The organism is Lysinibacillus sphaericus (assembly GCF_005217585.1).
GTDB lineage: Bacteria > Bacillota > Bacilli > Bacillales_A > Planococcaceae > Lysinibacillus > Lysinibacillus sphaericus.
The window spans coordinates 2128528-2152105 of the sequence record NZ_SZPT01000002.1 but is presented as its reverse complement, the minus strand read 5'-3'; the positions used below and the strand labels follow the sequence as shown (position 1 = coordinate 2152105).

Here is a 23578-nt window from a genome sequence, read left to right as displayed (position 1 = left end):
TTGTTGCTAATGAAGTTTGAATGTCCAAGATGTACTTCATTTTCGGCGGGAATGAAAGCCTAAGTGAATGAAATTATTGTAAGGGGAGAGGGCATGTATCCACAACAAGTTCATAATTATTTACGACAATTTTTCTTAGAAAATGAATGTGATATGGTCTTTGAGGATGAGCATTATTTAACAGTACAATTAACGATTGCTATGGATAAAAGAATTATGAACCGCCCTTTTTACTGGCAATATGTAGAAGCAACCAATGGCGAACCTAACCCTGCACAAGTTACCTTTATTACAGAGCAAAATGCAATGTCAGGAAAGGTAATCGGGGAAGTTGTCCATTTTGGCTCACCCAGGCTCAATCAAATATTTCAAGCAACAAGAGAGCTTGGAGCCTTTGTTCAAATGTTTCAAAAAGTGGATGCAGAGATAGGGCAAGTATTGCTTACCCCATGGCTTGGCGTAAATTATAAAGTGTCGTATTGTTGCGATCGAACGAAAGAAATGCTGTACTCTTTTGGTATTAACTTACTGACAGGAACGATAAATAATAATTTCCATGAAGCAATAAATAGTATTGATTGGGACAGCACACAATCTGAAAACGCATTTTATGTACAACATATTATTAAGCCAGAACGTGCACTTCAACGCTTGGATAAAGCAATCGATGCAATTATTCAACAGGATGACCATACATGGGCTGAACAAGCAAAAAAGAGATGGCAACGAGACCAGCGTGTTTTAGACTACTTTTATGAAGATGTAGAGGAAAAGCCGGAGTGTTATGAGGTTGAGAAAAAAGCATTAGAAGAACAATATGATGCAAAAATTAAAATTGAAATTGTGAATGGTGGATTATTTTATATGAGATAAAAACATGTAAGAGGCTGGGACTTAACTAAAAAAGTTTAAGGAACAGAGGAAAGGTATTGCTATATAGAGAACTTATCTATTCTTGCTTTTGCAATAAATAAAAAATTAGAAGGGTTCACTAGTTGTTGGTAGCGAAGGGGTGACTCCTGCTCAGGACGCACACAGCGTAAGACGTTGGCATTTTTGCGCGTTAGCGAGGGTTGCGGCTTACTGTGCTGAGCGGAAAGCACCGCCGAAGCGGACAACAACGGTGCAGCAAAAAAGGTGTTAGATTGACTGCCATCAATCTAACACCTTTTCTCTTTTGTCCCAGCGGCTTAAGTTTTGCGCTATTCGTCGTTATCAATAATATGTTGCAACTGCGCCAATTTATTATTCCAAAACAAGTCAAAATATTGTAACCAGTCTTCAATCTCTTTTAACCGATCAGTGTGTAACGTGTAAATTTTTTCTCGCCCTTTCTTTTGGGCGGATACTAGCTCGGCTTGTTCTAAAACGTGCAGATGCTTGACGACAGCAGTTCTACTAATAGTAAAGTGGTCAGCAATTAGTGCAATGGGTTTATCGCTTGATGCTAATAGTTGTAGTACATGACGTCTTGTCGGGTCAGCAATTGCTTGAAAAACATCAACCTTGTTTGCAAGCTGCGTCATGCAGTTTCCACAGTCTCTTTTAATTTTTTGCCAACAAGCATCGACCAACCATTGTCCATATTTTGACGAACAGCGTCAGCAGGCATGTTTGCTTTTGGAATTAGATGAGATGCTTCTTTCCAGCCACCATGAGTTAATGTAAATACTGTTTGCTCTCCAGATTGTTTTAACTCAAATGTAACAAACCACCCATCAGTATCCCATGCAAAACGGACAAAATGTGGTGCATCTACTTTTTCAACTTTACAGGGCGATGGGCCAAAGGGTGATTGGAGTGTAAATGCATGCCCTTCTATTGGTTTAAAATCATTGTGCATAAACCAAGAACCTAGTTTTTTAGCATCTGTAACAGTGTCCCAAACCTTCTCGATTGGCGCGTTGAACGTAACAGTTTTCACAATATTTTGCAGTTGCTCTGACATCATATAGTCTCCTCTATTTTAAGAATATAACCATTAGGTGTTATGAATATATAACACCTAATGGTTATATGTCAATTAATTAGAATGTAACAGATTTTGAAGTCCGCCCCTTTTTCAAGCAGATTACGTATGATAGAATTATTTTTATAATTTTCAGACGAATGGGGGGAGTTAGCATGGAAAATATACCGATGTTTTTACTGATGTGTATTTTGTTAATTATTTTGCCTGGACCTGATACAGCTATTGCGACAAAAAATACATTAACAATCAATAAAAGAGGAGGCTTACAAACGATTATAGGCTCTTGCTGTGGATTATTTATTCATACATTAGCGGCGGTTATTGGTCTATCAGCGATAATTGTAAAATCAGCCTATCTATTTGCGATTTTAAAATACGTCGGAGCAGTGTATTTATGTTACTTAGGTGCCAAGACGTTATGGACGTTAAAAAAGATGCCCGTGCAGTCATCCGTTGTCGATGAAGAAACGCAAATTGACAACAAATATGCGCATCAATCTTGCTTTAAACAAGGCTTCTTAACCAATGTTACAAATCCAAAAGTAGCAGTCTTTTTTTTAACGTTCTTACCGCAATTTGTAGACGGTTCTAACAGTACATTTTTTCCATTTCTACTAATGGGGCTTATTTATACTGCTTTAACCGCTTTATGGTTTGTTTTCTATGTCTATTTATTAGATAAAATTAGTGCTTTTATGAAGAAGCCTATGACAAAGGCAGTAATCGAAGGCCTAACAGGAACCGTTTTAATTGGCTTCGGCATTAAATTAGCCTTAGAAAAGGGTTAGGTGTCAGGCACTCAAACAATTTCAGGCACTCAAACAATTAAAACAGGCTGTAGACAATTCCGGATTTCGGAATGGATCTACAGCCTGAGACAACAAGGATATAAATATCGATAAATTTGAACACGAATAGCAATTTTAAGCTAGTTCAATCAGTTAAAAAGGTAATTATTTTTGTAGATTTGCAGCCCAAATATTTGTATCTGCAATAGTTGGATTTGCCATGTAATGGCCACCTTCGATTTGAAGTGTTTGACCAGTCATAAATTTCGATTCGTCAGATGCTAAATACACTACTGCGTAGCCGATATCATCAGCTTCACCATTGTATGGTAGGGCGTTGTATTTTGTGAAAATATCTAGTAAATCCTGTGGTAAGTTGTTTTTAGCTGCAGGTGTTAAAATTAACCCTGGTGCTATCGCATTACAACGGATTTTATCTTTACCGTATTGAGTGGCAATGTATTTAGTTAAGTGAACGACGCCAGCTTTTGTCGTACCATAAGCTGTACGTATTTGGTCACTTGCAAATGCGCCCATAGAAGCTGTGTTAATGATAGAACCACCACCAGCTTTTTGCATATGAGGAATAGCAAAGCGGCTACCTAGTAAAACTGATTTTAAGTTTACATTTACTAGACGATCCCACTCATCTAAATCGATATTTACAACATCTAAATCTTTTTGTAAGTTTGTTAAACCAACATTATTAAATAGAACGGTAATAGTACCGTATTGTGCAACCGTAAACTCTACTGCATCTTCAATAGATTGAGCATCACCTGCATCTAAGAACACTGCGGATGCTTCATAACCTTCTTTTACTAAAGAAGCTGCAACTTCTTTTGCTCCTTCAATATTAAAATCAGCAATAACAACTTTTGCTCCTTCTTTCGCTAACAAAGTTGCTGCGGATAAACCGATGCCTGACGCGCCGCCAGTAACAAGCGCTACTTTATTTTCCACACGTTTCATACATAACTCCTCCTAGAATGAGTGATAAACAGAATATTGACAGATAAAAATAAATCATATTCAATATAACTTCATTTAAATAACAATAGATAGTTTAACACTAAACTAATGAGAAATGAAATAAAAAGTATAGCTCGTATTTAAAAATATTTGCTTATAACAAAGTACGTTAAAATTATTTTTGTGGCTGCTTAGTGTTCGTAAAAATAAGGTGCTTAAGCCGTTCCTCCATAACCTTTTTCTTTTCCTTTCGGCACTTTCTAATATGCAGCGTTTTCCGTATCAAATAGCTTCCTATGATTACGACACAAAACAGTATTAAAAAAATCAGCATCAAAAAAATTCCTTTTTATATAATTTGATAGAACATAGGTGTAGCTATAATGACGTTCCCTCTGTATAGAGAGAGGGGCTGCACGCAAATCATTTTCTGTACATGCTGCAATTGACAGCTACACGTCGCTGAAGACTATTTGTCTTTTTAACAGTAATAATGAACATCCTAACAGAAGCAATTAAGCCCATCCGAAAGCATAATTAAAACAACGGCAGATGAGAGTCCATTGATAGCTCATTATTAACGAAAATTCGATTGCTAATGACGAAAGATAATAACATTTTTAAGGCAATAATTTTGTGTGCGCCATCTTGTAAAATAACGATTTTTGTAAATTTTAAATTGGCTATGCGATTAGCCAAAGCATATTCATTACAATTTGTAATGGAACCTCCCATAGGATGACAACCTAATACAAAATTACCTGCATAAGAATCTTTTAAGACATTGGGATGCATGGATTGATAGTGTACTTCCAAAATACTGTCCCCATCGTTCATAAACCGATTAGCAATGAGGAAATTTTTGAGTGCCCCTTTTAAATCAATGGCAATCGCAGTATCTGCTAAAATTGCTCGGAAATAAACAGATACAATATTAGCATTTCCTATGTAAGGCTTAACTTCTACATTTATCTCTCCTGAAGGTAAAACAGATAGATGTACATTTGCTTCATGAATACCATCTGTTAACTTCATCATTGTTTTCCCGTAGTGCATACTTTTTATAAAAATACTATTATCGTCCATATAAGCCACTGCAATTTGATTATTTTCAACTTGTAGCCACTTCGCTTCAATTCCTAATACTTCTACACAATTTTGTAGTTCATATACGTGGTGCTGAAATGAGAAACCCATATAATCCAAATTAACGGTACGATTTTCAAGCAATTGCTTCAACATCTGTGCTATCTCCAATCTTTGATAAATTATGACAAATTTCTTATTTGATTATAGGAAATGAAACTCTCAAAAAACTCTCAACTAGTCTAATATATCGACATTATAAAAAATAAAATGGTTACTTAGGTCTTAAACTAAACCAAAAAACCCCACAAGAACGGTATTAACGCTCTTTGTGAGGTTCTAAAAAATTCAATAGTAACTAGAAGAAGTACAGTCCGATACTAATGATAATTCCTGTAAAGATCAGGATAAATAAACAGAATCCCATAATATCTTTTGCCTTTAAACCTGCAATTGCGAGTGCTGGGAGGGCCCAAAATGGCTGAATCATATTTGTCCAAGCATCTCCCCAAGCGATAGCCATAGCCGTTTTGGCATAATCCGCACCTAGAGTCGTTGCAGCATCTAACATAATGGGTGCTTGAACCGTCCATTGGCCACCGCCAGAAGGTACAAAAAAGTTGACAAGCCCCGCAGAGAAAAATGTGAATAAATAGAAAGTATGGTCGTTTGAAATGTTGACAAACCATTCAGAAAATACCGCCGCTAAGCCAGAAGCGGTCATCATCCCCATAATACCGGCGTAAAAGGGGAATTGGAATACTATTCCTGTTGTTGTTTTAATTGCATCTTGGGCAGCGGCAAGAAAACGCTGCGGTGTACCATGAAAAATAATTCCCAGTACAATAAAAATCGTATTTACAACATTTAAATTTAAAACAAAGCCTTTTGTAATAAAATGCTGAATTAAATAAATAACACCGATAAGACCAATTAATATTGTTAGAATGTAGCTGCGCTCTGAACGGCTTGCAAAATGATTTTCAGCTTTTGGCAGCTCTATTTTTTCCTCAATTAATAAAGAAGGTTCAATTTCTACGACATCCTCTTCCTTTGGCATCATCCAACGGTTAAATAATGGCAATGTCAGAACAATGACAATGACAATAAATAAGTTGTATGTAGAGAAAAGTGTAACGTCTGTTGGGATTACACTCATAATATTTGCAAAAGGATGCCCCTCCGTTGCAATTGATAATGGAACGGAACCTGCTAAACCTCCGTGCCAAATAACAAATCCTGAATAAGCACTGGCAATTAATAAACGATAGTCCACTTTTTTAACATGACGTGCAATTTCTTTTGCAAAAAGTGCCCCTATGACTAGTCCGAATCCCCAGTTAATCCAGCAAGCAATTAATGAAATAAATGTCACAATTATAATTGCCATGCTTGGCGTTTTAATTTTACTAGCGACTGCTGACAAGCCTTTTTTAAAGACAGGGCTATTCGCTAAAATATGTCCAGCAGCTAAAACAATGACCATTTGCATAGTAAAGGATAATAACTCCCAAAAGCCGTCTCCCCAGTAAGTAACCATATCTAATGGAGAGGAATCTGTTAGTGTGACCCCTAATAATAACACTAGTACTGTGAGTATAGTGACAAATATGTATGGGTCAGGCAAATACTTTTCCATAATAGCATTCGATAGTTTTGTTAACGTTTTCAATCTAGTAAACCCCCTTTTATTTCTACCATCCCTTATTCCTAATATTACATAGGGTGGCTTGTAAATAAAGATAAAAATGGTATGAAAGACAGTAAATGAAACGTAAAATAGAAATAAAGAATTGGAACAGCTCTCCTGAAATTAGCTATTTAAATATTATCGAACATATAAGAAAACCTTATCATTCTTGAATTTATTCCCGTTACGTTTTGCAAGAAGGATTAAAAGATAAGGAGTAGAATTTATTACTAATAAACACTTTTAGAATTTTTTTTATAACAAATAAGAATAAATAAGGGGTCATTAAATGGAATTACGTGATTTAAAGGCATTTATGGATGTGGTGGAATACGGAAGTTTTACAAAAGCAGCAAGTGAGTCCTTTGTATCCCAGCCCTCATTAAGTAAGAGCATAAAAAAATTAGAGGATAATCTTCACGTCGAGTTATTGAATCGGTCCACACGACATGTAGAGTTAACGGATGCAGGACATATTGTATATAAGCAAGGACAAAAAATTATGCGCTCAGTCCATGATTTGCATATATTGCTAGATGACTTGTTAAATATTAAAACAGGAACTATAAAATTAGGTATTCCACCACTGATAGGCACGTTGTTTTTCCCAGAAATTGCTCGTAAGTTTCATCAGCAATATCCAAATGTTCATTTAGAGCTAGTGGAACGTGGAGCGAAGTTAATAGGCACTTTAGTGGAAAATGGTGAAGTGGATATGGGGATTGTCGTTTTACCTACCGACGAGCGAAAATTTGTTGTGCAATCTTTTGTGGAAGATCAGTTTTTTGTCTATATAAATGAACAGCATCCTTTAGCGCAGCAGGATACTATTTTATTACAAGATTTAAAAAATGAATCGTTTATTATTTTTACAGAGGAATTTACGTTGCATGATTATGTGATTAAATCCTGTAAAAGTGCTGGATTTACGCCGATTATCGGATACAAAAGCTCACAATGGGATTTAATCGTGGAGTTAGTGTCTTCAAATTTGGGTGTAACGCTGTTGCCTTATTCTATTGCGGCAAAGCAAACGAATCAAAATGTAAAAATTATACCGTTACAGAACTATCATATGCCTTGGCGCCTTGGCGTTATTACGAAAAAAAATACATATCAATCTTATGCTTTAAAGCAATTATTAAAGACAATACGATCGGAAGAAACATAGTAACAATGCAGTTATTCGATTTTAGAATAAATAACATTCCAATTAATTCCTTTACTTATAAAACAAGAATGATGTAGAATTTTTCTTAATAAACGAGCAATTTTAGGGGGTTTCGATATGGGAAACGGGAAAGTGTGGCATTCGTTTGAGGAAGCCGTTGCAGATATTAAGGAAGGTGCTACGTTAGCAGTTGGGGGATTTGGTTTATGTGGTATTCCAGAAAAGGCAATTGCAGCATTACAACAAAAGGGAACAAAAGACTTAACCGTTGTAAGCAATAATTGCGGAGTGGATAATTGGGGATTAGGATTATTACTAGCTAATAAACAAATAAAAAAAATCATTGCTTCCTATGTTGGCGAAAATAAAATTTTCGAACAGCAGTTTTTAAACGGCGAGTTAGAAGTAGAGCTCGCGCCACAAGGAACGTTAGCTGAGCGGCTACGAGCTGGTGGAGCGGGTATTCCAGGATTTTATACAGCGACAGGGGTTGGCACGCCTATTGCGGAGGGCAAGGAAGTAAAGGTTTTCGATGGCAAAGAATATATTTTAGAACAAGGGATTGTTGCAGATTTTGCGCTTGTCAAAGCATGGAAAGCAGACAAGCTAGGCAACTTAATTTATAGAAAAACATCACGTAATTTTAATCCGTTAGCAGCAATGGCTGGCAAAATTACAATTGCAGAAGTAGAAGAAATTGTGGAAGTGGGCGAACTAGATCCAGATCATATCCACACACCAGGTGTCTTTGTGCAACGTGTCTTACTCGGTGACAAATATGAAAAACGTATTGAGCGTTTGGCAGTGAAAAAGGAGGAAGCATGATGGTGGATACAAGACATAGAATAGTGAATAGAGCAGTGCAAGAAATTGAAAATGGTATGAATGTCAATTTAGGTATTGGTATCCCAACACTTATTGCCAATGCTATTCCTGCTGACTACGAGGTGTTATTACAATCTGAAAATGGCCTTCTTGGCATTGGCCCTTATCCAGAGGAGAGTATGGTAGACCCTGACCTCATTAATGCAGGGAAGGAAACGGTGACAGCCGTGCCAGGCGCATCCTTTTTTGATAGCGCTGATTCCTTTGCCATGATACGTGGGGGGCATATTGATCTTGCAATTTTAGGTGGTATGGAAGTTTCGGAAACTGGGGATCTAGCGAATTGGATGATTCCAGGAAAAATGATTAAAGGCATGGGCGGTGCTATGGACCTTGTTGTCGGCGCGAAAAGAGTTATCGTGGTGATGGAGCATGTCAATAAAAATGGAGAATCAAAAATTAAAAAGCAGTGTGAGCTACCGTTAACAGGCAAAGGTGTCGTGCACAGATTAATAACGGACTTGGCTGTATTCGATTTTACAGATGCAGGTATGCAACTCATCGAATTAGCAGAGGGTGTGACATTGGAAGAGGTAAAAGCGAAAACGGCTGCTTCATTTAATGTTGCTTTATCCCATTAATTAATAAGAGACCAGTTTACCTTGTGAAGGTAAGCTGGTTATTTGAATTTTAAGGAGAGTGAAGAATTGCTTTGCCTACAGCAGGTTACAAACGAAATAATGAAACAATATTGCAGTTCGGATCGAGGAGCAAGGCCATTTATTGTTGCCATTGACGGATTAGGTGGGGCAGGAAAAACGACCTTTGTCAAAGAGTTAGTGAGCATGCTAGAAAATGCATGTACGATTCATGTGTTACATATTGACGATTACATTGTAGAAAGCGAAAAACGCTATAATACGGGTTATGAAGAATGGTACGAATATTATTACTTACAATGGGATATAGCGTACATAAAATATTGCTTTTCCAAAATACATAAAGATTATCAGGAGCTAACGCTTCCTTTTTATAATCGGGAAACGAATACTATCATAAATATGCAAAGCGTATTTCCACCAAATAGTATTTTATTAATAGAAGGAGTCTTTCTCCAGCGCCATGAGTGGGAACAATTTTATGATTATACGGTTTTTTTAGAATGCTCTTTAGAGATTAGGAAAGAAAGAGTACTAAAGCGTGATTCGTATATAGGCGATGAATTAGCAATATTGAAGAAGTATAAACAGAGATATTGGATGGCAGAACAATATTACTTAGAAAAGGAATCACCATTACAAAAAGCAAATATAATCTGGCAATCGGCTAAAATCTCAGACTATTGACCGTTCTACTCTCAAGTTTTTCCAGTATATAATGGTTCTGAAAGGGGAGATGGCAATGAAAGATTGGACAAAGGAAGTTGTACAAGTTCGTGTTGCAAGACCTACAAATCAATTAGCAGCAATAGAAAGATTTTATTGTGAAGGGGTAGGATTAGAAAAAATAGGTTCTTTTTCAGGCCATCAAGGCTACGATGGCATTATGATTGGCCTGCCAAATGCTAATTATCATTTGGAGTTTACCGAGCATATTGAGGGGAGTCCGTGTCCAGCACCGACAAAAGATAATCTTCTAGTGTTGTATATGCCAAATATTGAAACAATCCAACGAATTGCGCAACGTTTGGCGCAGATGGGGTATCCAGAAGTAGAGCCTGAAAATCTTTATTGGGCTGAAAAAGGTGTAACAATTGAAGATCCGGATGGCTGGCGTATTGTATTAATGAATACAATGGGCATATAAATGAATGTTTTGATTGTCTAGAGGTCTGAAGCGGTTGAGAGGCCAATGAAGCGACGCAATCATTACATAGATTGACGCATAAAAATAGACGCAGGCATACTGCACGCAAGCGAGTACGGGCATAGAAGTACCCTTTGGAGCAATTGCCATAGCGAAAAACAATAACAGAGCAAAAAAGTGTAAGATTGATGGCAGTCAATCTTACACTTTTTCCATTTTGCACTCGCTTCTGAATGCTTAATCTCCTAATGCTTGGTTTTCCCTATATTCAGTAGCAATGGATTCTATATTTAATCGAGAATAGTCGGCCCAATTGACAGTTCTAAAATCTTTTTCATTAAAATAAATGCTTAATACTTCGGTCATTTCTTCATTGCTATTAGCACCTGTTAATGGGGCATACCAAATAATCGAAGGTGTTTTTACGCTTTTTAGTTTCGACATCTCTGCAAATATTTTCCCTGAATCTTTTAGCATTTGGTTTTTTGAACCTTCTCTGACATCTGTATCCTGAATCGAAATAGTAACAATACCTTTCGTTTCTTCTACAGTAAATTTATTTTTAACGGTTGCGCCCACAATATCTTTAACAGATGTCTCTTGATTCACTGCTGCTTCCTTCGGTTCTGCATTCTTTCCACAGGCTGATAACAATAGCGTGAATAGTACTAACATGTAAAGTAGTTTTTTCATGTTCATTCCTCCCTTGTTACTCCATATATGTTCAAATTGCGTATGAATTATACAAAGGGACAGGGAGTTAAAGTATTTTTTCTAACGAATGAAAGAAAATCATCTTCTGTGCATTACTGACTATCGGAAAGTGAGAGGCATGCGTAACATATGTTATCCATTTTTTATAAATTGGACAATAAATAAAACAATAAATAATAAACACATCGCTACGCCCATATACAAACATTTGTAATAAGCTTTAGTGTCCGTTCCTTTGTAATCAAAACCACGATTTAATATGACGAGTCCAAAAAGGACCATGATTAAATTTAAATATAGCGGATCGAATCCAGCAGGAACGACAAGAGCAAACATGAAAATGATTAGTATGACATGTATGTACTTTCTTATAGGATGGATAAATGTAATCTTCTTAAAAAATTTCATCATATCACTCCTTCAAGAAATTTACTGTTATGAAGTTGCAAATGCTGCTACTAAATAGTTTAATGAGAAATCCTTTATTCTAAAGAGAAATACTAGTTAAATAAAATAATATCAACTGAAAACAAAAGAATGTTCGTTTCTAGTTGATATTATTCCACAAGGCTATTTATTTGCTTACTACATCTAGGCACCAAGAGAAATTATCCCATGCTGAATACCAACCGTTGAAAATTTCTGATGAATCGTCCCAACGAACTTCAAATTTTCTATGACCTTCGATATCTAGTAAATATAAAGCTAAAGTATCATCTGCTTTAGAGACGGCAATTTTCATCCCATGTTGAAGTTCTTCTTCGGTGAATGGTACATCTGAAACCGAACGAAGCTGTGCTTGTTCAAATACTTGTTTGTTAATAATTCTGTAATTCATAATAAACCTCCAATAAAACTTTCTTGAAATTAACTTTCTATTTTACGTGCCAATAACAGGACTATAAAAGTATATCCTATATTGTTTCAGTAATGAAAACAAAAAAATTATTAGCCAAGCTCTTTTTGTCTAAATTGTTGCTATAGCTGGCTAAAGTTTCAGTGATTTAACGTAGAAAACCAAATCAATTTGTTCTTAAAACAATGTTACTAGGAGCAAAGAAAAAAGTCCAGAGACTCAAAAAATCGAACAGTCCCGGACTTATTTGAAATTAAATTGAGATAATGTTGAGATAAATTAGGATAATAAGTAATTACTTATTTGGGTAAGTACCCTTTAAAGTGTAGTCAGCTAACACATGCCCTTCGATAGCATGATAGAGTTCATTCAGTAAAAATCCATTTTCTAAATCGACGGTCGTATCTAATGCATAGACATGAATCTCGTAAGTATGAGGTTTATCGGGCGGAGCCATCCCCCCGTAAAAGCTAGAGAGTTTTGCACTTTGGCTACCTCCTTGAGGACTTATCCAACTATTTACGCCTTGGACAAAATCAGTCGCTGTTTGACTTTCGTTTTCTTTCAGTTCATCTTTTTGAATATTAGCTGCTGTCCAATGAATCCAAGAGAACCCTTGGCTAATAGGGAAAGCGTCTTTATCTTCTAAAACTAACGCATATGACACAGTTTCTTTTGGTGCATTTTCAAACTTTAATGGTAATGAATAAGTCGGCATGCCATGCTCGTTAAAGGAATCTCCTAGTTGTCCATATTGATCTTGAATAACGCCATCTACTATACCAGTACTTGTTACGACAAATGATTTTTCTTTTGTGGATTCAGTAGTATTTTTATTTAAATTACTGCATCCAGTTAGTATACCTATAGCTAACAGTGAAAGGATGGATAGGAATAGTATAAATTTTTTCTTCATGGTTATTACCTCCATATGTTGTTGTTGAGGTCATGATAACATGGAGAAAAAACTATCGTAAATTACCCACTTTTTTGTAAGGGTACTCTATTTAACGACTACCTATTATTTGTTTCTCCTCGAGATATTGAATACCTAATCGCTGCATAATTTCTAATGATTTTAATACTTCTTTTCCTTTTGTACTTAAGCTATATTCCACTCGTAGTGGATATGTGGAAAGGTATTCCTCTTTATCGACTAATTGAAAATCCATTAGTTCTTTTAATTGTTCTAACAGCATTTTTTCAGTGATTCCTTTAATATCCCGTCTTAGTTTAGATGGAGATGTGGGTCCAAGCCGTAATCGCCAAATAATAATACATTTCCATTTTCCTTTGATCATATCTTGTACTAATTCTAACGGACAAGTGTATTCTTCTCTTAATTTGATGATAATCTCCTCCTACTCTATTTTTAGTTTTTTATAACACAAACGTAAAAAACGGACAACTGTAAGCAATTATTGAACGAACGGTTATCTAAATAAAATGCTATGTGAGCAATATTGCATAAATTAATATATGTAAATAAATGGTATAATAAAGGCGGTGTTATAATTAACAAAACATTTTGTTCTTGAAAAGAAGGGGTGACTTATGTTGAACAAAATAGGATTGGGATTGTATATAACCGGTATAATCATTTACCTTATTTATTAGGGTATTCAACAAATGAAATATTAAAATACCCTTTGTATTTAGGGTGGATTGTCAGCATTTTATTTTTGCCTAAAGTAAGTAGAAAAGAGGGTAGAGAATCACATAATAGAGTCTTAAATAAGAATTATTAAATATATGAAAAAACCAATTTCTGGTGTAAAATTACACTAAATGTTGATTTCCTTATTTGTTCAATATAGTGAGGTTTATATAAATGAAAAAATTTATTATTAGTATAATGTCTTTATTTCCAGTTCCATTTTTCTTTTATTTTTATGAATATCATTTTTATCTTAATAGTGAGGACGCGGATTTCTTATTTCCTATATTTATAGTGTGCATAGTCGTTATAGGTCTATTAACGAGAAAAATGAATTTACCTTTGTTTTTTAGTTTAAATATTATGATGCTCGTTATTTCATTAGTATTGGGTCATTTTTTTATATTGGATGATGGCAGTTGGTTTAAACCTTTTGGCAAAAACGGTGCTATGATATTTGTCTCAAGTATCTATATTCTAGGTCAGTTATTTATAAGATTGCTTAGTAAGCAAGGTCCTACTAATGTAGCGTAGTTTTTTAATAGAGTGTTAACCAAGGAAAAACAAGGAGGTGCTGGATTTGGAAGGGTATGAAGATTATCTCCCTTTAAATATATACGATGTTGATAAGGTTGAAAAACTAAAAAAATTAGATAGAAATGTATTAGAACCTTTACTGCCAGACCTCCTCGAATATACGCAAGATATGAACTGGCCTGTTGCTTCTGGCGTGGTGGAGATACTATTAACTTTCCCTAAGGAAATTGTCTCTCATGTGCAAGCGATATTATCTTCAAATGATGATAACTGGAAGTGGTTTATTTTGCATTTTTTGGTTATTAAATTACCTGTAGAGTCGCAAGTTCAGTTTAAACAGTATTTAATAAGAGTTGCCCAAACCCCTACGCAAAATGAAATCGCAGAAGAACTTGATGAAATTGCCAAAGAAATTGTAGACATGCTCTAAATTTGGAGTGCTTCTTTGTGAAATTCAGCATTAATCAAATTGACAACATTCAAAAAGACTTATATTATTATGTAGACCGTTCGTTATAATTTTAAGGGAGGTACAGCCTATGTCTAGCAAAAAATCATCTCGCGAAAAAATTTTGGAAGCTGCAACAGAGCTTTTTCATTTGAAAGGATACCATGCTACTGGCTTGAGTCAAATTATTCAGGAGAGTGGGGCCCCTAAAGGCTCTTTATATTATCATTTTCCTAATGGTAAGGAACAATTAGCTGTTGAAGCGATTAACTTATCGGCAACAAGAATTGCAGCAGAAATAGAGCAAAATTTAGCAGCTTATGATGATCCAGCTAAGGCATTTCAATTCCATATAGAAAATATTTCGGGAATTTTTCATGACATCGATCCAATATCTAAATTGAAAAATGTTCCAATGGGATTACTCGCAATGGAAACAGCATTTGTAAATGAGAATTTACGTCAGGCTTGTGAAGAAACCTTTGAAATTTGGGGAAATCTTTACTTTGAGAAATTAAAAGTTAGTGGATATAGTGAGGAGCGTGCTTTCTTAATTAGCAAAACAATAAGTGCATTAATTGAAGGCGGCATTACATTATGTGTAACAAAAAAATCGAGTGAACCTTTAATTCAAATTAACAAAATGATCCCTTTATTGCTTTCAAAGTAAAAAGGGTCTTTCTTTTGTTAATATTATATAGACCGGTCTAATTAATCGTGGAGAAAGAAAGGAAGTATTTTATGGCTTCATCAATGCAAGTTGTGCCAGTACATAAACCTAAAAGCATGGCTTTTGTACTTATGTTTGCGGCTTTTATAGGACTGTTTAGTGAGACAGCTTTAAATATGGCACTGACCAATATTATGGCTGATTTTGCAGTGTCAGCTGCAACTGCACAGTGGCTGACTACTGGCTATTTATTAACAATTGGTATTTTAGTACCTGTTTCATCTCTTCTTATTCAATGGTTTTCAACAAAACAGTTAGTTGTGGGTTCATTAATTTTTTCGATTTTGGGGACGATTTTAGCAGCTTTAGCGCCAAACTTTCCGATTTTATTAATAGGTCGTATTATTCAAGCATTTGGAACAGGTATTATTCTACCTTTAATGATGAATGTCATTTTGTTAATTTTTCCAATTCATAAACGAGGAGCGGTTATGGGCTTGATGGGTCTTGTTATTACAACAGCACCAGCGATTGGACCGACACTGGCAGGTTTAATTGTAGACTCGTTGAATTGGTCTTATATTTTTTGGATTAGCCTTGTGTTTTACGCAGCACTAGTGATAGCTGGGTTAAAGCAAATCGATAACGTATCTACGATTACAAAACCAGCGATTGATGTTTTCTCCATTATTTTATCAACACTTGGGTTTGGAGGCTTCATTTACAGTTTAAGTACCGTTTCAGAAAAATCATTTGCTTCAGCCACGGTATATCTACCTTTTATTGTGGGATTAGTGGCAATTATCCTATTTGCTATTCGCCAATTTAAAATGAAGCAGCCTATGATTAATTTGCGGACGTTCAAATATCCGATGTTTACGTTAGGAACATTGCTATTGTTTAGCGGTATGCTGTTAATTTTATCTACCGCTATTTTGCTACCAATGTACTTAAAAGGTTCATTGCTATTCAGTGCTACAGTAGCAGGTCTTATTCTTCTACCGGGTAGTGCAATGAATGCTGTTTTATCACCAGTAGTAGGGAAACTTTTTGATCAGTTTGGAGCTAAAAAATTTTTGCCATTGGGCTTTCTGTTAACGTTCAGTGCAAGTTTACTATTTATTTTTACGATTTCCGCACATACACCTGTTTGGCAAATTATTTTGGCAAATACAATCTTCTTTATAGGAATATCAATGATTATTATGCCGGCACAAACAAACGGATTAAATCAGTTGCCACGTGAATTATACGCTGATGGTGCCGCAGTCATGAGCACATTACAACAAATTGCAGGGGGAATAGGAACTGCTTTAGCCATTACATTAATGGTTAGTGGACAAAACAAACATATGGAACAGTTCCAAAATGCCTCGTTATTAGAGTTAATTGCAGAAGGAACAAAATATGCTTTCTTCTTTATAGCAGCTATTGCTCTTATTGGACTTGTATTATCTTTTTTTGTTAATGGAAAGCGTGTAGAAAAAAATTAAGTTTTGATGAATTAAATATGTCGTAATTCGCCTGTTTGATGTAACGTAAAAATCCATGTAGACTTTTGTGGGACAAGGGCAGCTATCAGGGGATAGCGCCTTTGTGGCCATAGAAAGAAAAGAATTTAATCTCAGTTACAACGTTCTAATTTTCAAAGTTATATATTGTATCTTTTTACTTAAGTAATGTAAGAGTTGTGGCGATAGCATTGTCAATAAAAGAACGTTGAGGGCGAGATTTCATCATAACCGTTATACCAATTAATGAGACAATAAGTGCTTGTGCTAAAGATTTTGCGTTTGTGTTGGCTTCTAGCTCCCCAGTTTGTATTCCTCGTTCAATCGTCTCCTGAAAGATGACAGTTAGATACATTTGATGTTCTCTGGTTAAGATTTCAAAACGCTCATCATGTGGCGCTAGTTCAACCATTGTATTAATACAAAAACAACCTTTACTAAGCTCTTCTGCGTATTCGTCATTAATGATATCAGTAAAAAAAATAGTAAATGCCTCTTTTACAGAGGAGTGGCTCTGAAGAGTAGTCCGAATATCGGATGCCCTAGTCATTGTATATTTGCGAAGTGCTGCTTCAAATAATTCTTTCTTATCACCAAAAGTTGAATAAATACTAGGACGTTGAATCCCCATTCTAGAAGTAAGATCACTTAATGAGGTAGCCTCATATCCTTTCTCCCAAAATAACTGCATAGCTGCATCTAAAACTTGATCCTCATCAAATTCACGGGTTCTTGCCATTAAAAATACTCCTCTTCAAATTTTGATTATTTATGATTTAAATACTGCAATGATAATTCTTTTTCAATACCAATCAGTATGTAATTATTATATGATTACCTGCTTTATTAGTCAAACCACATCCTTTTATTTCATGCAAAACTTTATTTTGTAAAACAAAGTTATTGACATTGGAAAAGTGTTTAAGCTATATTTACCAATAAATTATATCGTACCGTTCGGTATGTTATATTTGTAAACTTATTGTGATTGGAGGGATAGGTGTGTTCAAAACAGAGACAAATATGGAGGATCAATCAAATCCTCATTGCCAACAACAATCATCTATGTCTCGCATTATGGCATTGTTGTTTGCAACTGCCTGTGGAATTTCTGTTGCCAATATTTATTTTGCTCAGCCATTACTCGATCAATTATCGAATGACTTTGGTATTGACGATTCCTTCATTGGTTTAGTGATTACTATTACACAGATTTTTTATGGAATCGGTTTACTATTACTCGTTCCGCTTGGAGATTTGTTAAATCAAAGACGTCTTATTGTTGGCCAGATGCTATTATCCACAATAGCGCTGATTATAGTAGGGACTGCCTTTTCGAGTGCAATACTTTTTGTAGGTATGGCGTTGGTAGGTCTTCTTGCAGTTGTTACACAAACGCTCGTGGCGTTTGCGGCGAACATTGCTTCTCCTACAGAACGAGGGCGTATCGTGGGCATTGTAACAAGTGGAATAGTGATTGGCATACTGCTAGCAAGGACTTTTGCCGGTATTTTAACAGATTTGGCGGGTTGGCGTTCGGTATTTATTGTCTCTGCAACCATCATGCTTTTGTTAGCTAGTTTATTTTTTAAAGTGTTGCCTAATGTAGAACGTGAAGTGAAATCTATAACCTATTGTCAGTTGATTAGATCAACATTCACATTGTTAAGGCAAGAAAGAACATTACGTGTTCGTTCTGTGTTAGCTATGTTGATTTTTGCGGATTTCAGTATTTTATGGACTTCGCTAGTGTTGCCACTTAGTACGCCGCCCATTGTTCTATCTCATAGCGCAATAGGAGCATTTGGTCTAGTTGGTGTAGCGGGAGCATTAGCTGCGGCAAGTGCGGGAAAACTTGCCGATCGAGGTTATGGACAACGAACTACTGGTATTGCATTAACACTATTGTTAATTTCGTGGTTGTTTATTAGTTATTTACAACAATCATTATTTGCATTAGTGGTTGGCATTGTGCTACTGGATTTAGCCGTACAGGCAATACATGTCACGAATCAAACGATGATTCTTCCATTGCGTAGGGAAGCACAGAGTCGACTTACTGCTGGATATATGATTTTCTATTCTATTGGTAGTGCAGCTGGATCAATTGCTTCGACTCAAATATACGCACATTTTGGCTGGGAAGGGGTTTCTTCACTTGGTGCTTCTGTGAGCGCTTTTGCTCTGCTTTTTTGGGTTATAAGTAGTCGAGTAAAGATTGGATAGCTGTAAGATAGCTACTAGCAAAAGAGTACTACTATAAAGGTACTGACTACTTTTACTTTCAATTTAATTAGATTAGGAGAGATTTTAATGGAAATTGGTATTACATCTTTTGTAGAAACGAAGCCAGATGTTTATAGTGGTGAAGTGATTAGTCATGCACAACGATTACGTGAAGTGGTCGAAGAGATTATTCTTGCGGACCAAGTAGGGCTGGATGTATTTGGCGTTGGTGAACATCATAGGAAGGATTATGCTGCCTCTTCTCCAGCGATGGTTCTCTCGGCAGCGGCACCGCAAACAAAAAATATAAGACTTACAAGTGCCGTAACTGTGCTTTCTTCAGCTGATCCCGTACGCGTTTTCCAAGATTTTTCCACACTTGATGGCATTTCAAATGGACGTGCAGAAATAATGGCGGGGAGAGGTTCTTTTATTGAGTCATTTCCGTTGTTTGGCTATAATTTGAACGATTATGATGAATTGTATGAAGAACATTTGGACTTGCTGCTCAAAATTCGTCAATCGGAAAAAGTAATTTGGCAGGGCAGACATCGAACTTCAATAAATAATTTAGGTGTGTATCCAAGACCAGTTCAAAATTCTATACCTATATGGGTAGGTAGTGGTGGAAATCAAGATTCTGCCATCCGTGCAGGCCTACTAGGGTTGCCACTTATGCTAGCAATTATTGGTGGAAGCCCTATGCAATTTGCACCGATTGTACAGTTATATAAGAAAGCAGCAGCAAGTGCCGGACATGATGTATCTAAACTTCAGGTTGGTTCTCACTCGATAGGTTTTATAGGGGAAAACAGAGAATTGGCAGCAGATACATTTTTCCCATCTACGCAAGCTGGTATGAATAAGCTTGGTAAAGAGCGAGGTTGGGCTTATTATGACCGTTCAAGCTTTGATGCTGCAAGGAGTTTTGAAGGAGCATTGTATGTTGGTGATCCAGATACAGTCGCTGAAAAAATCATTCATTTGCGTAAGCATGTAGGGATTACACGTTTTATGATGTATGTGCCGTTAAGTACAATGCCACATCATCAAGTAATGCGTGCCATCGAATTGCTCGGGACAGAGGTTGCCCCCCGTGTTCGAGAGGAAATTGCTAAATGGGAAGCTAACGAGGAACAGAATATATAATATTTTATTAAAGAATACGGCCATTGATTTTAGAAATTGCCGATACCCCTACAGGTTGTTTCAAACGATTGATTTCGCCATTTTTATACCAACGCATCCATGTTTCCACCTGTGTTTTATGACGTATATTTAATTCCAATAAAATCTGTTTGATAGGTACATCTGCTAATCGCATCTCAATCGCTTTCATTTTTACATCATATGGATAACTCACTCTTGTTCCCATAGAAAAAACACCTCCTAATTGAAGTTTGGGTATCTATACCCGATTTCAATCGAAGATGCTTTTTTTATTTGTCTATATCTATTGGGGTCAGTTCCATTTTATATATGAGGCTTTTAAACAACACCCTAATCGTTAAATATTAGGGTGCTGTTATTTTTTATGTTAACTACAGAGAACTTCTATCTTATGTTGCCTATCGTTTAGTAGTTAGGAAAATTTTAAAAGGGCCATACAGCCGCTAATTAAGGAGGATATATTTCCATTATGTAGAATATGCTATTGAATAGTGGGGAATATTTTTAGACGAGGTGTTCAATTGCATAAGATAAGAACGGAAACAGAAAGATTAGTTATTCGATTTATAGAAGAGGATGATTATTCTTCTTGGCTTACTGAATATGAAAATCGTTTACCTTCTCAGCATAAATACGATGACGGGAAAATAGACATGGGTATTTGTACAAAAGAATGGTTTAGTGAGTTAGTCACTCAACATTATCAGATGGCTGTGGATGACAATGTTTATGTATTTAGTGTGTTTAGAAAAGAGGATAATGCACATATTGGTGTTATCGATTTTTCAACAATTATGAGGAGAGAATTTCAATGGGCTAGATTCGGGTATACCATCCATAACCACTTTTGGAGAAGGGGCTATGGTAAAGAGGCTGTAAAGGCAGCGATTGAGCTAGCGTTTGAGAAATTAAATTATCATCGAATCGAAGCGCATATAAACCTTGATAATAATGCATCAATAAAGTTGGCAGAAAGTGTTGGAATGGTTTATGAATGCACGAGAAAAGGCTTCATCTATGAGGACGATGAATGGACTGATCATCTCGTCTACTATATCAATGCAAAGTAGTGCCTACGCTTGTACACATGTATTAAAAAAGCATCTTAGCCAAATAGGTTAAGATGCTTTATAAATGTAAGAGGGGATAAAAGACGCATAAGCCGTTACTATTTTTATGCTTAGCTTCATTGGAAATATCCATATACATAAGGCACAGCACTGTAAATTAATGCTATTATTTTTTTAGTTATTTAAAACTGACTATTCTGATTATTGAACGGAAATAGGATGTTGAAAAGCGTTTCTCTCCTCACAAAACATATCCATAAATTTAATTAAAGATGTAGGTATAAATGTGTCCTTTCTATAGATGAATATTGTTTCAACTTTTCCATAAGGATTTGGGATTGAATGATGTCTAATTGTCCCAGCTTGTAAATGCATTTCTATAACAGAATAGGGGAGCATACTTATGCCTAACCCTGCAGAGACACAGCCAAGAATTGCTTCAAGTGTACCAAATTCCATTATTTTATTTGGTGTAATTCCTTCATCATGCAACCATTGTTCGAGTTTTGCCCGATAAGTGCAGCCACTTCGAAACACTAGTAGCGTCCTTGTTTGGATATCTTTAATAGATGACAAAGGAGGATGAACAGTATCTGTAATTAGTACCAAGTCCTCTTCGATAACAGTCTTTTGAGTTAGTTCTGGGTGGTCAATAGGACCAGCAACGAATGCCCCATCTAGTTCATGATGCAAAACCCCTTGAATATTTTGTTGAGTTGGCCCTGTTTTTAAATTCAAGTCTACATTTGGATATTCGTGGTGATATTTCGATAGTAGGGATGGTAAGCGAACAGCAGCAGTTGTTTCCATAGAGCCTATAGATAATGGGCCTTGTGGAATTTGATTATCTTGCATCACCTTGACTGTTTCTTCTATTAAATTAAAGATATTTTCAGCGTATGTTAATAAGACCTTCCCTTTGGAAGTTAAGGTAGTGCCACGGTTATTCCGGTAAAATAGTGTGGTTTGAAGATCGTTTTCTAATTGTTGAATTTTAGTAGTGATATTGGATTGTGCGTAATTAAGATCACGAGCGGCTTGCGAAATACTCCCTTTTTCGGCAACAGATTTAAAAATATTCAAAGCATGTAAGTCCATAAGTAAACCCTCCATTTAGCTATATAAATAAAAGATGGTAACTATCACTTACCTGAATTATACTATAATTCAAAAAAAAGTTATGATATTTATATAATGATTTTACAAGGGGTGTGATTTTATTTAAACATTCTTCTATTTTTTTATTAGGCGGTATTTTATCTTTAATCGTTGCTATGGGAATTGGCAGGTTTGCATATACGCCAATTCTTCCACTGATGCAAAGTGATCTTTCGTTTTCAAATGCAGTAGGGGGTTATCTTGCTACAAGTAATTATGCAGGCTATTTACTTGGGGCATTTTTAGTAGGAGTTATTCCTGTAAAGCAACATAGAACGTTTATATTAAGGTTGAGTCTGGTTATTAGTATTCTAACAACAGCTAGTATGGGTTTATTTCAATCTTATTTTATTTGGTATGGGTTGCGTTTTATATCCGGTATTTCCAGCGCTATTGTTTTTGTGATGGCCTCTGGCATTGTGCTAGATAAACTAGCTATCAGAAATAAATTGAATTGGTCTGGCATTTTCTATGGTGGAGTAGGGCTGGGCATATTTTTATCAAGTTTACTGATACCCATATTAAATCGTTTATACAGCTGGGAAGGCGTATGGTTAGGTTTGTCCGGTGTTAGTATGCTACTAGTTTTGATAGTTTGGATTAGCATGAAAGACGAACCACTGTCTTTTGAGAAAACTAGTAAACAAGAAAGTGCTCTATGTGTACCTCCTTTAAAATGGATTCCTTGGCTAATTGTAGCTTATGGATTAGAAGGGTTAGGGTATATTGTGACAGGTACATTTATTGTATCTATCGCGAAAGAAATACCGAGCTTTCATGGTGATGCTACCGTAGTGTGGATGGTGGTTGGATTGGCTGCAATTCCATCTTGTATTATCTGGTCAGAGTTAGCTAAAAAAATTGGATTTGTTAAATCCTTGGTGTTAGCAATGACACTGCAAGCTTTTGGAATAGCGCTACCAGCTTTATGGGTATCTCAAATAGGGGTAGTTTTAAGTGCTCTATTATTTGGGGCCACTTTTATGGGAATCACAACCCTTGCTACAACATTAGCACGCCAAATGAGTCCATTTAATAGTAGTCGGATTATTGGCATTCTTACATCTATCTATGCAGGTGGACAAATGATTGGGCCATCAATTGCTGGAATTATCTCAACTGCCACTCAGAATTATGATGCTGTATTACTGGGTGCAGCCAGTGTAGTTTTAGTAGGCGCAGGCTTACTTCTAACTGGTATTCGATTTGAGAAGAGTCCTGAGTTTCTAAAAAAACAAATTTAATTTTCGA

General features: G+C 35.9%; 26 protein-coding genes and 1 pseudogene. 14 read left to right on the top strand and 13 right to left on the bottom strand.

Annotated features, from left to right (window positions below; genetic code table 11):
- The first annotated feature begins 93 nt into the window (after positions 1-93).
- Entirely contained in the window at positions 94-873 is a 780-nt protein-coding gene (locus tag FC748_RS15630) for a YqhG family protein (RefSeq protein WP_108030696.1), read from the top strand.
- Between the two features lie 329 nt (positions 874-1202).
- Here the strand turns inward: FC748_RS15630 and FC748_RS15625 are convergent, their stop codons facing one another.
- Both FC748_RS15625 and FC748_RS15620 read right to left on the bottom strand, forming a co-directional pair.
- A complete protein-coding gene (locus tag FC748_RS15625) occupies positions 1203-1526 on the bottom strand; it encodes an ArsR/SmtB family transcription factor (RefSeq protein ID WP_024360878.1) in 324 nt (107 codons plus the stop codon).
- Positions 1523-1948 carry an SRPBCC family protein gene (locus tag FC748_RS15620; RefSeq protein WP_108030695.1) on the bottom strand — a complete coding sequence of 142 codons (426 nt, stop codon included), beginning with the start codon at positions 1946-1948 and terminating at the stop codon, positions 1523-1525. Before FC748_RS15620 ends, FC748_RS15625 begins: the two co-directional genes overlap by 4 nt.
- Positions 1949-2124: 176 nt before the next feature.
- Here FC748_RS15620 and FC748_RS15615 point away from each other — a divergent pair, with 176 nt between their 5' ends.
- Positions 2125-2760, top strand: a complete 636-nt coding sequence (locus tag FC748_RS15615; RefSeq protein ID WP_024360880.1) for a LysE family translocator — start codon at positions 2125-2127, stop codon at positions 2758-2760.
- Positions 2761-2925: 165 nt separating this feature from the next.
- Here FC748_RS15615 and FC748_RS15610 read toward each other — a convergent pair whose 3' ends face one another.
- The 3 genes from FC748_RS15610 to FC748_RS15600 form a co-directional block, all read right to left on the bottom strand.
- Complete coding sequence (locus tag FC748_RS15610; RefSeq protein ID WP_024360881.1) at positions 2926-3732, bottom strand: SDR family NAD(P)-dependent oxidoreductase; 807 nt, start codon at positions 3730-3732, stop codon at positions 2926-2928.
- A 537-nt stretch (positions 3733-4269) separates the two neighbouring features.
- Complete coding sequence (locus FC748_RS15605) at positions 4270-4974, bottom strand: hypothetical protein (protein ID WP_024360882.1); 705 nt, start codon at positions 4972-4974, stop codon at positions 4270-4272.
- Positions 4975-5176: 202 nt separating this feature from the next.
- The gene (locus FC748_RS15600) at positions 5177-6490 is read right to left on the bottom strand and encodes a short-chain fatty acid transporter (protein ID WP_108030694.1); all 1314 of its coding nucleotides are present in this window, start codon (positions 6488-6490) and stop codon (positions 5177-5179) included.
- A gap of 307 nt (positions 6491-6797) precedes the next feature.
- On the opposite strand from FC748_RS15600, the gene FC748_RS15595 reads away from it, so the two are divergent.
- The 5 genes from FC748_RS15595 (at position 6798) to FC748_RS15575 (ending at position 10310) form a co-directional block, all read left to right on the top strand.
- Positions 6798-7679 (top strand): LysR family transcriptional regulator, encoded by an 882-nt coding sequence (locus FC748_RS15595; RefSeq protein WP_025218418.1) that lies wholly within the window; start codon positions 6798-6800, stop codon positions 7677-7679.
- Between the two features lie 117 nt (positions 7680-7796).
- Entirely contained in the window at positions 7797-8504 is a 708-nt protein-coding gene (locus FC748_RS15590) for a CoA transferase subunit A (RefSeq protein ID WP_108030693.1), read from the top strand.
- Positions 8504-9145, top strand: coding sequence for a 3-oxoacid CoA-transferase subunit B (locus tag FC748_RS15585; protein WP_274519752.1), 642 nt, complete (start codon positions 8504-8506; stop codon positions 9143-9145). Before FC748_RS15590 ends, FC748_RS15585 begins: the two co-directional genes overlap by 1 nt.
- Positions 9146-9211: 66 nt before the next feature.
- Positions 9212-9850 carry a kinase gene (locus tag FC748_RS15580; RefSeq protein ID WP_238600198.1) on the top strand — a complete coding sequence of 213 codons (639 nt, stop codon included), beginning with the start codon at positions 9212-9214 and terminating at the stop codon, positions 9848-9850.
- A gap of 55 nt (positions 9851-9905) precedes the next feature.
- Complete coding sequence (locus tag FC748_RS15575; RefSeq protein WP_036204622.1) at positions 9906-10310, top strand: VOC family protein; 405 nt, start codon at positions 9906-9908, stop codon at positions 10308-10310.
- Positions 10311-10547: 237 nt separating this feature from the next.
- Here FC748_RS15575 and FC748_RS15570 read toward each other — a convergent pair whose 3' ends face one another.
- The 5 genes from FC748_RS15570 to FC748_RS15550 form a co-directional block, all read right to left on the bottom strand.
- A complete protein-coding gene (locus FC748_RS15570; RefSeq protein WP_024360889.1) occupies positions 10548-11003 on the bottom strand; it encodes a hypothetical protein in 456 nt (151 codons plus the stop codon).
- Positions 11004-11156: 153 nt separating this feature from the next.
- Positions 11157-11432 carry a hypothetical protein gene (locus FC748_RS15565; RefSeq protein ID WP_025218421.1) on the bottom strand — a complete coding sequence of 92 codons (276 nt, stop codon included), beginning with the start codon at positions 11430-11432 and terminating at the stop codon, positions 11157-11159.
- Between the two features lie 166 nt (positions 11433-11598).
- Positions 11599-11862, bottom strand: a complete 264-nt coding sequence (locus FC748_RS15560; RefSeq protein WP_024360891.1) for a hypothetical protein — start codon at positions 11860-11862, stop codon at positions 11599-11601.
- Positions 11863-12175: 313 nt separating this feature from the next.
- Positions 12176-12796, bottom strand: a complete 621-nt coding sequence (locus tag FC748_RS15555; protein ID WP_108030692.1) for a YbhB/YbcL family Raf kinase inhibitor-like protein — start codon at positions 12794-12796, stop codon at positions 12176-12178.
- 91 nt (positions 12797-12887) lie between these two features.
- Entirely contained in the window at positions 12888-13181 is a 294-nt protein-coding gene (locus FC748_RS15550) for a winged helix-turn-helix transcriptional regulator (RefSeq protein WP_227665397.1), read from the bottom strand.
- 936 nt (positions 13182-14117) lie between these two features.
- Here FC748_RS15550 and FC748_RS15540 point away from each other — a divergent pair.
- The 3 genes from FC748_RS15540 to FC748_RS15530 all read left to right on the top strand — a co-directional run bounded on the left by FC748_RS15540 (position 14118) and on the right by FC748_RS15530 (position 16685).
- Positions 14118-14504, top strand: coding sequence for a DUF5071 domain-containing protein (locus FC748_RS15540; protein ID WP_024360895.1), 387 nt, complete (start codon positions 14118-14120; stop codon positions 14502-14504).
- A gap of 109 nt (positions 14505-14613) precedes the next feature.
- On the top strand, positions 14614-15192 hold the full coding sequence (locus tag FC748_RS15535) for a TetR/AcrR family transcriptional regulator (protein ID WP_025218425.1): 579 nt from the start codon (positions 14614-14616) through the stop codon (positions 15190-15192).
- Positions 15193-15263: 71 nt separating this feature from the next.
- Complete coding sequence (locus FC748_RS15530; protein ID WP_108030690.1) at positions 15264-16685, top strand: MDR family MFS transporter; 1422 nt, start codon at positions 15264-15266, stop codon at positions 16683-16685.
- 175 nt (positions 16686-16860) lie between these two features.
- Here FC748_RS15530 and FC748_RS15525 read toward each other — a convergent pair whose 3' ends face one another.
- Positions 16861-17442 (bottom strand): TetR/AcrR family transcriptional regulator, encoded by a 582-nt coding sequence (locus FC748_RS15525; protein ID WP_024360898.1) that lies wholly within the window; start codon positions 17440-17442, stop codon positions 16861-16863.
- A 263-nt stretch (positions 17443-17705) separates the two neighbouring features.
- Here FC748_RS15525 and FC748_RS15520 point away from each other — a divergent pair, with 263 nt between their 5' ends.
- Positions 17706-18929: an MFS transporter gene (locus tag FC748_RS15520; RefSeq protein ID WP_420798350.1), complete on the top strand. Its 1224-nt coding sequence runs from the start codon at positions 17706-17708 to the stop codon at positions 18927-18929.
- 87 nt (positions 18930-19016) lie between these two features.
- Positions 19017-20078, top strand: coding sequence for an LLM class flavin-dependent oxidoreductase (locus FC748_RS15515; RefSeq protein WP_024360900.1), 1062 nt, complete (start codon positions 19017-19019; stop codon positions 20076-20078).
- 46 nt (positions 20079-20124) lie between these two features.
- Here the strand turns inward: FC748_RS15515 and FC748_RS15510 are convergent.
- A pseudogene (locus FC748_RS15510) lies at positions 20125-20304 on the bottom strand (IS3 family transposase); the annotation flags it as partial.
- A 316-nt stretch (positions 20305-20620) separates the two neighbouring features.
- On the opposite strand from FC748_RS15510, the gene FC748_RS15505 reads away from it, so the two are divergent.
- Positions 20621-21169, top strand: a complete 549-nt coding sequence (locus FC748_RS15505) for a GNAT family N-acetyltransferase (protein WP_024360901.1) — start codon at positions 20621-20623, stop codon at positions 21167-21169.
- Between the two features lie 201 nt (positions 21170-21370).
- Here the strand turns inward: FC748_RS15505 and FC748_RS15500 are convergent, their stop codons facing one another.
- Positions 21371-22267: a LysR family transcriptional regulator gene (locus FC748_RS15500; protein WP_024360902.1), complete on the bottom strand. Its 897-nt coding sequence runs from the start codon at positions 22265-22267 to the stop codon at positions 21371-21373.
- Positions 22268-22380: 113 nt separating this feature from the next.
- Here FC748_RS15500 and FC748_RS15495 point away from each other — a divergent pair, with 113 nt between their 5' ends.
- On the top strand, positions 22381-23571 hold the full coding sequence (locus tag FC748_RS15495) for a YbfB/YjiJ family MFS transporter (protein WP_229388304.1): 1191 nt from the start codon (positions 22381-22383) through the stop codon (positions 23569-23571).
- The last annotated feature ends 7 nt before the right edge of the window (positions 23572-23578 follow it).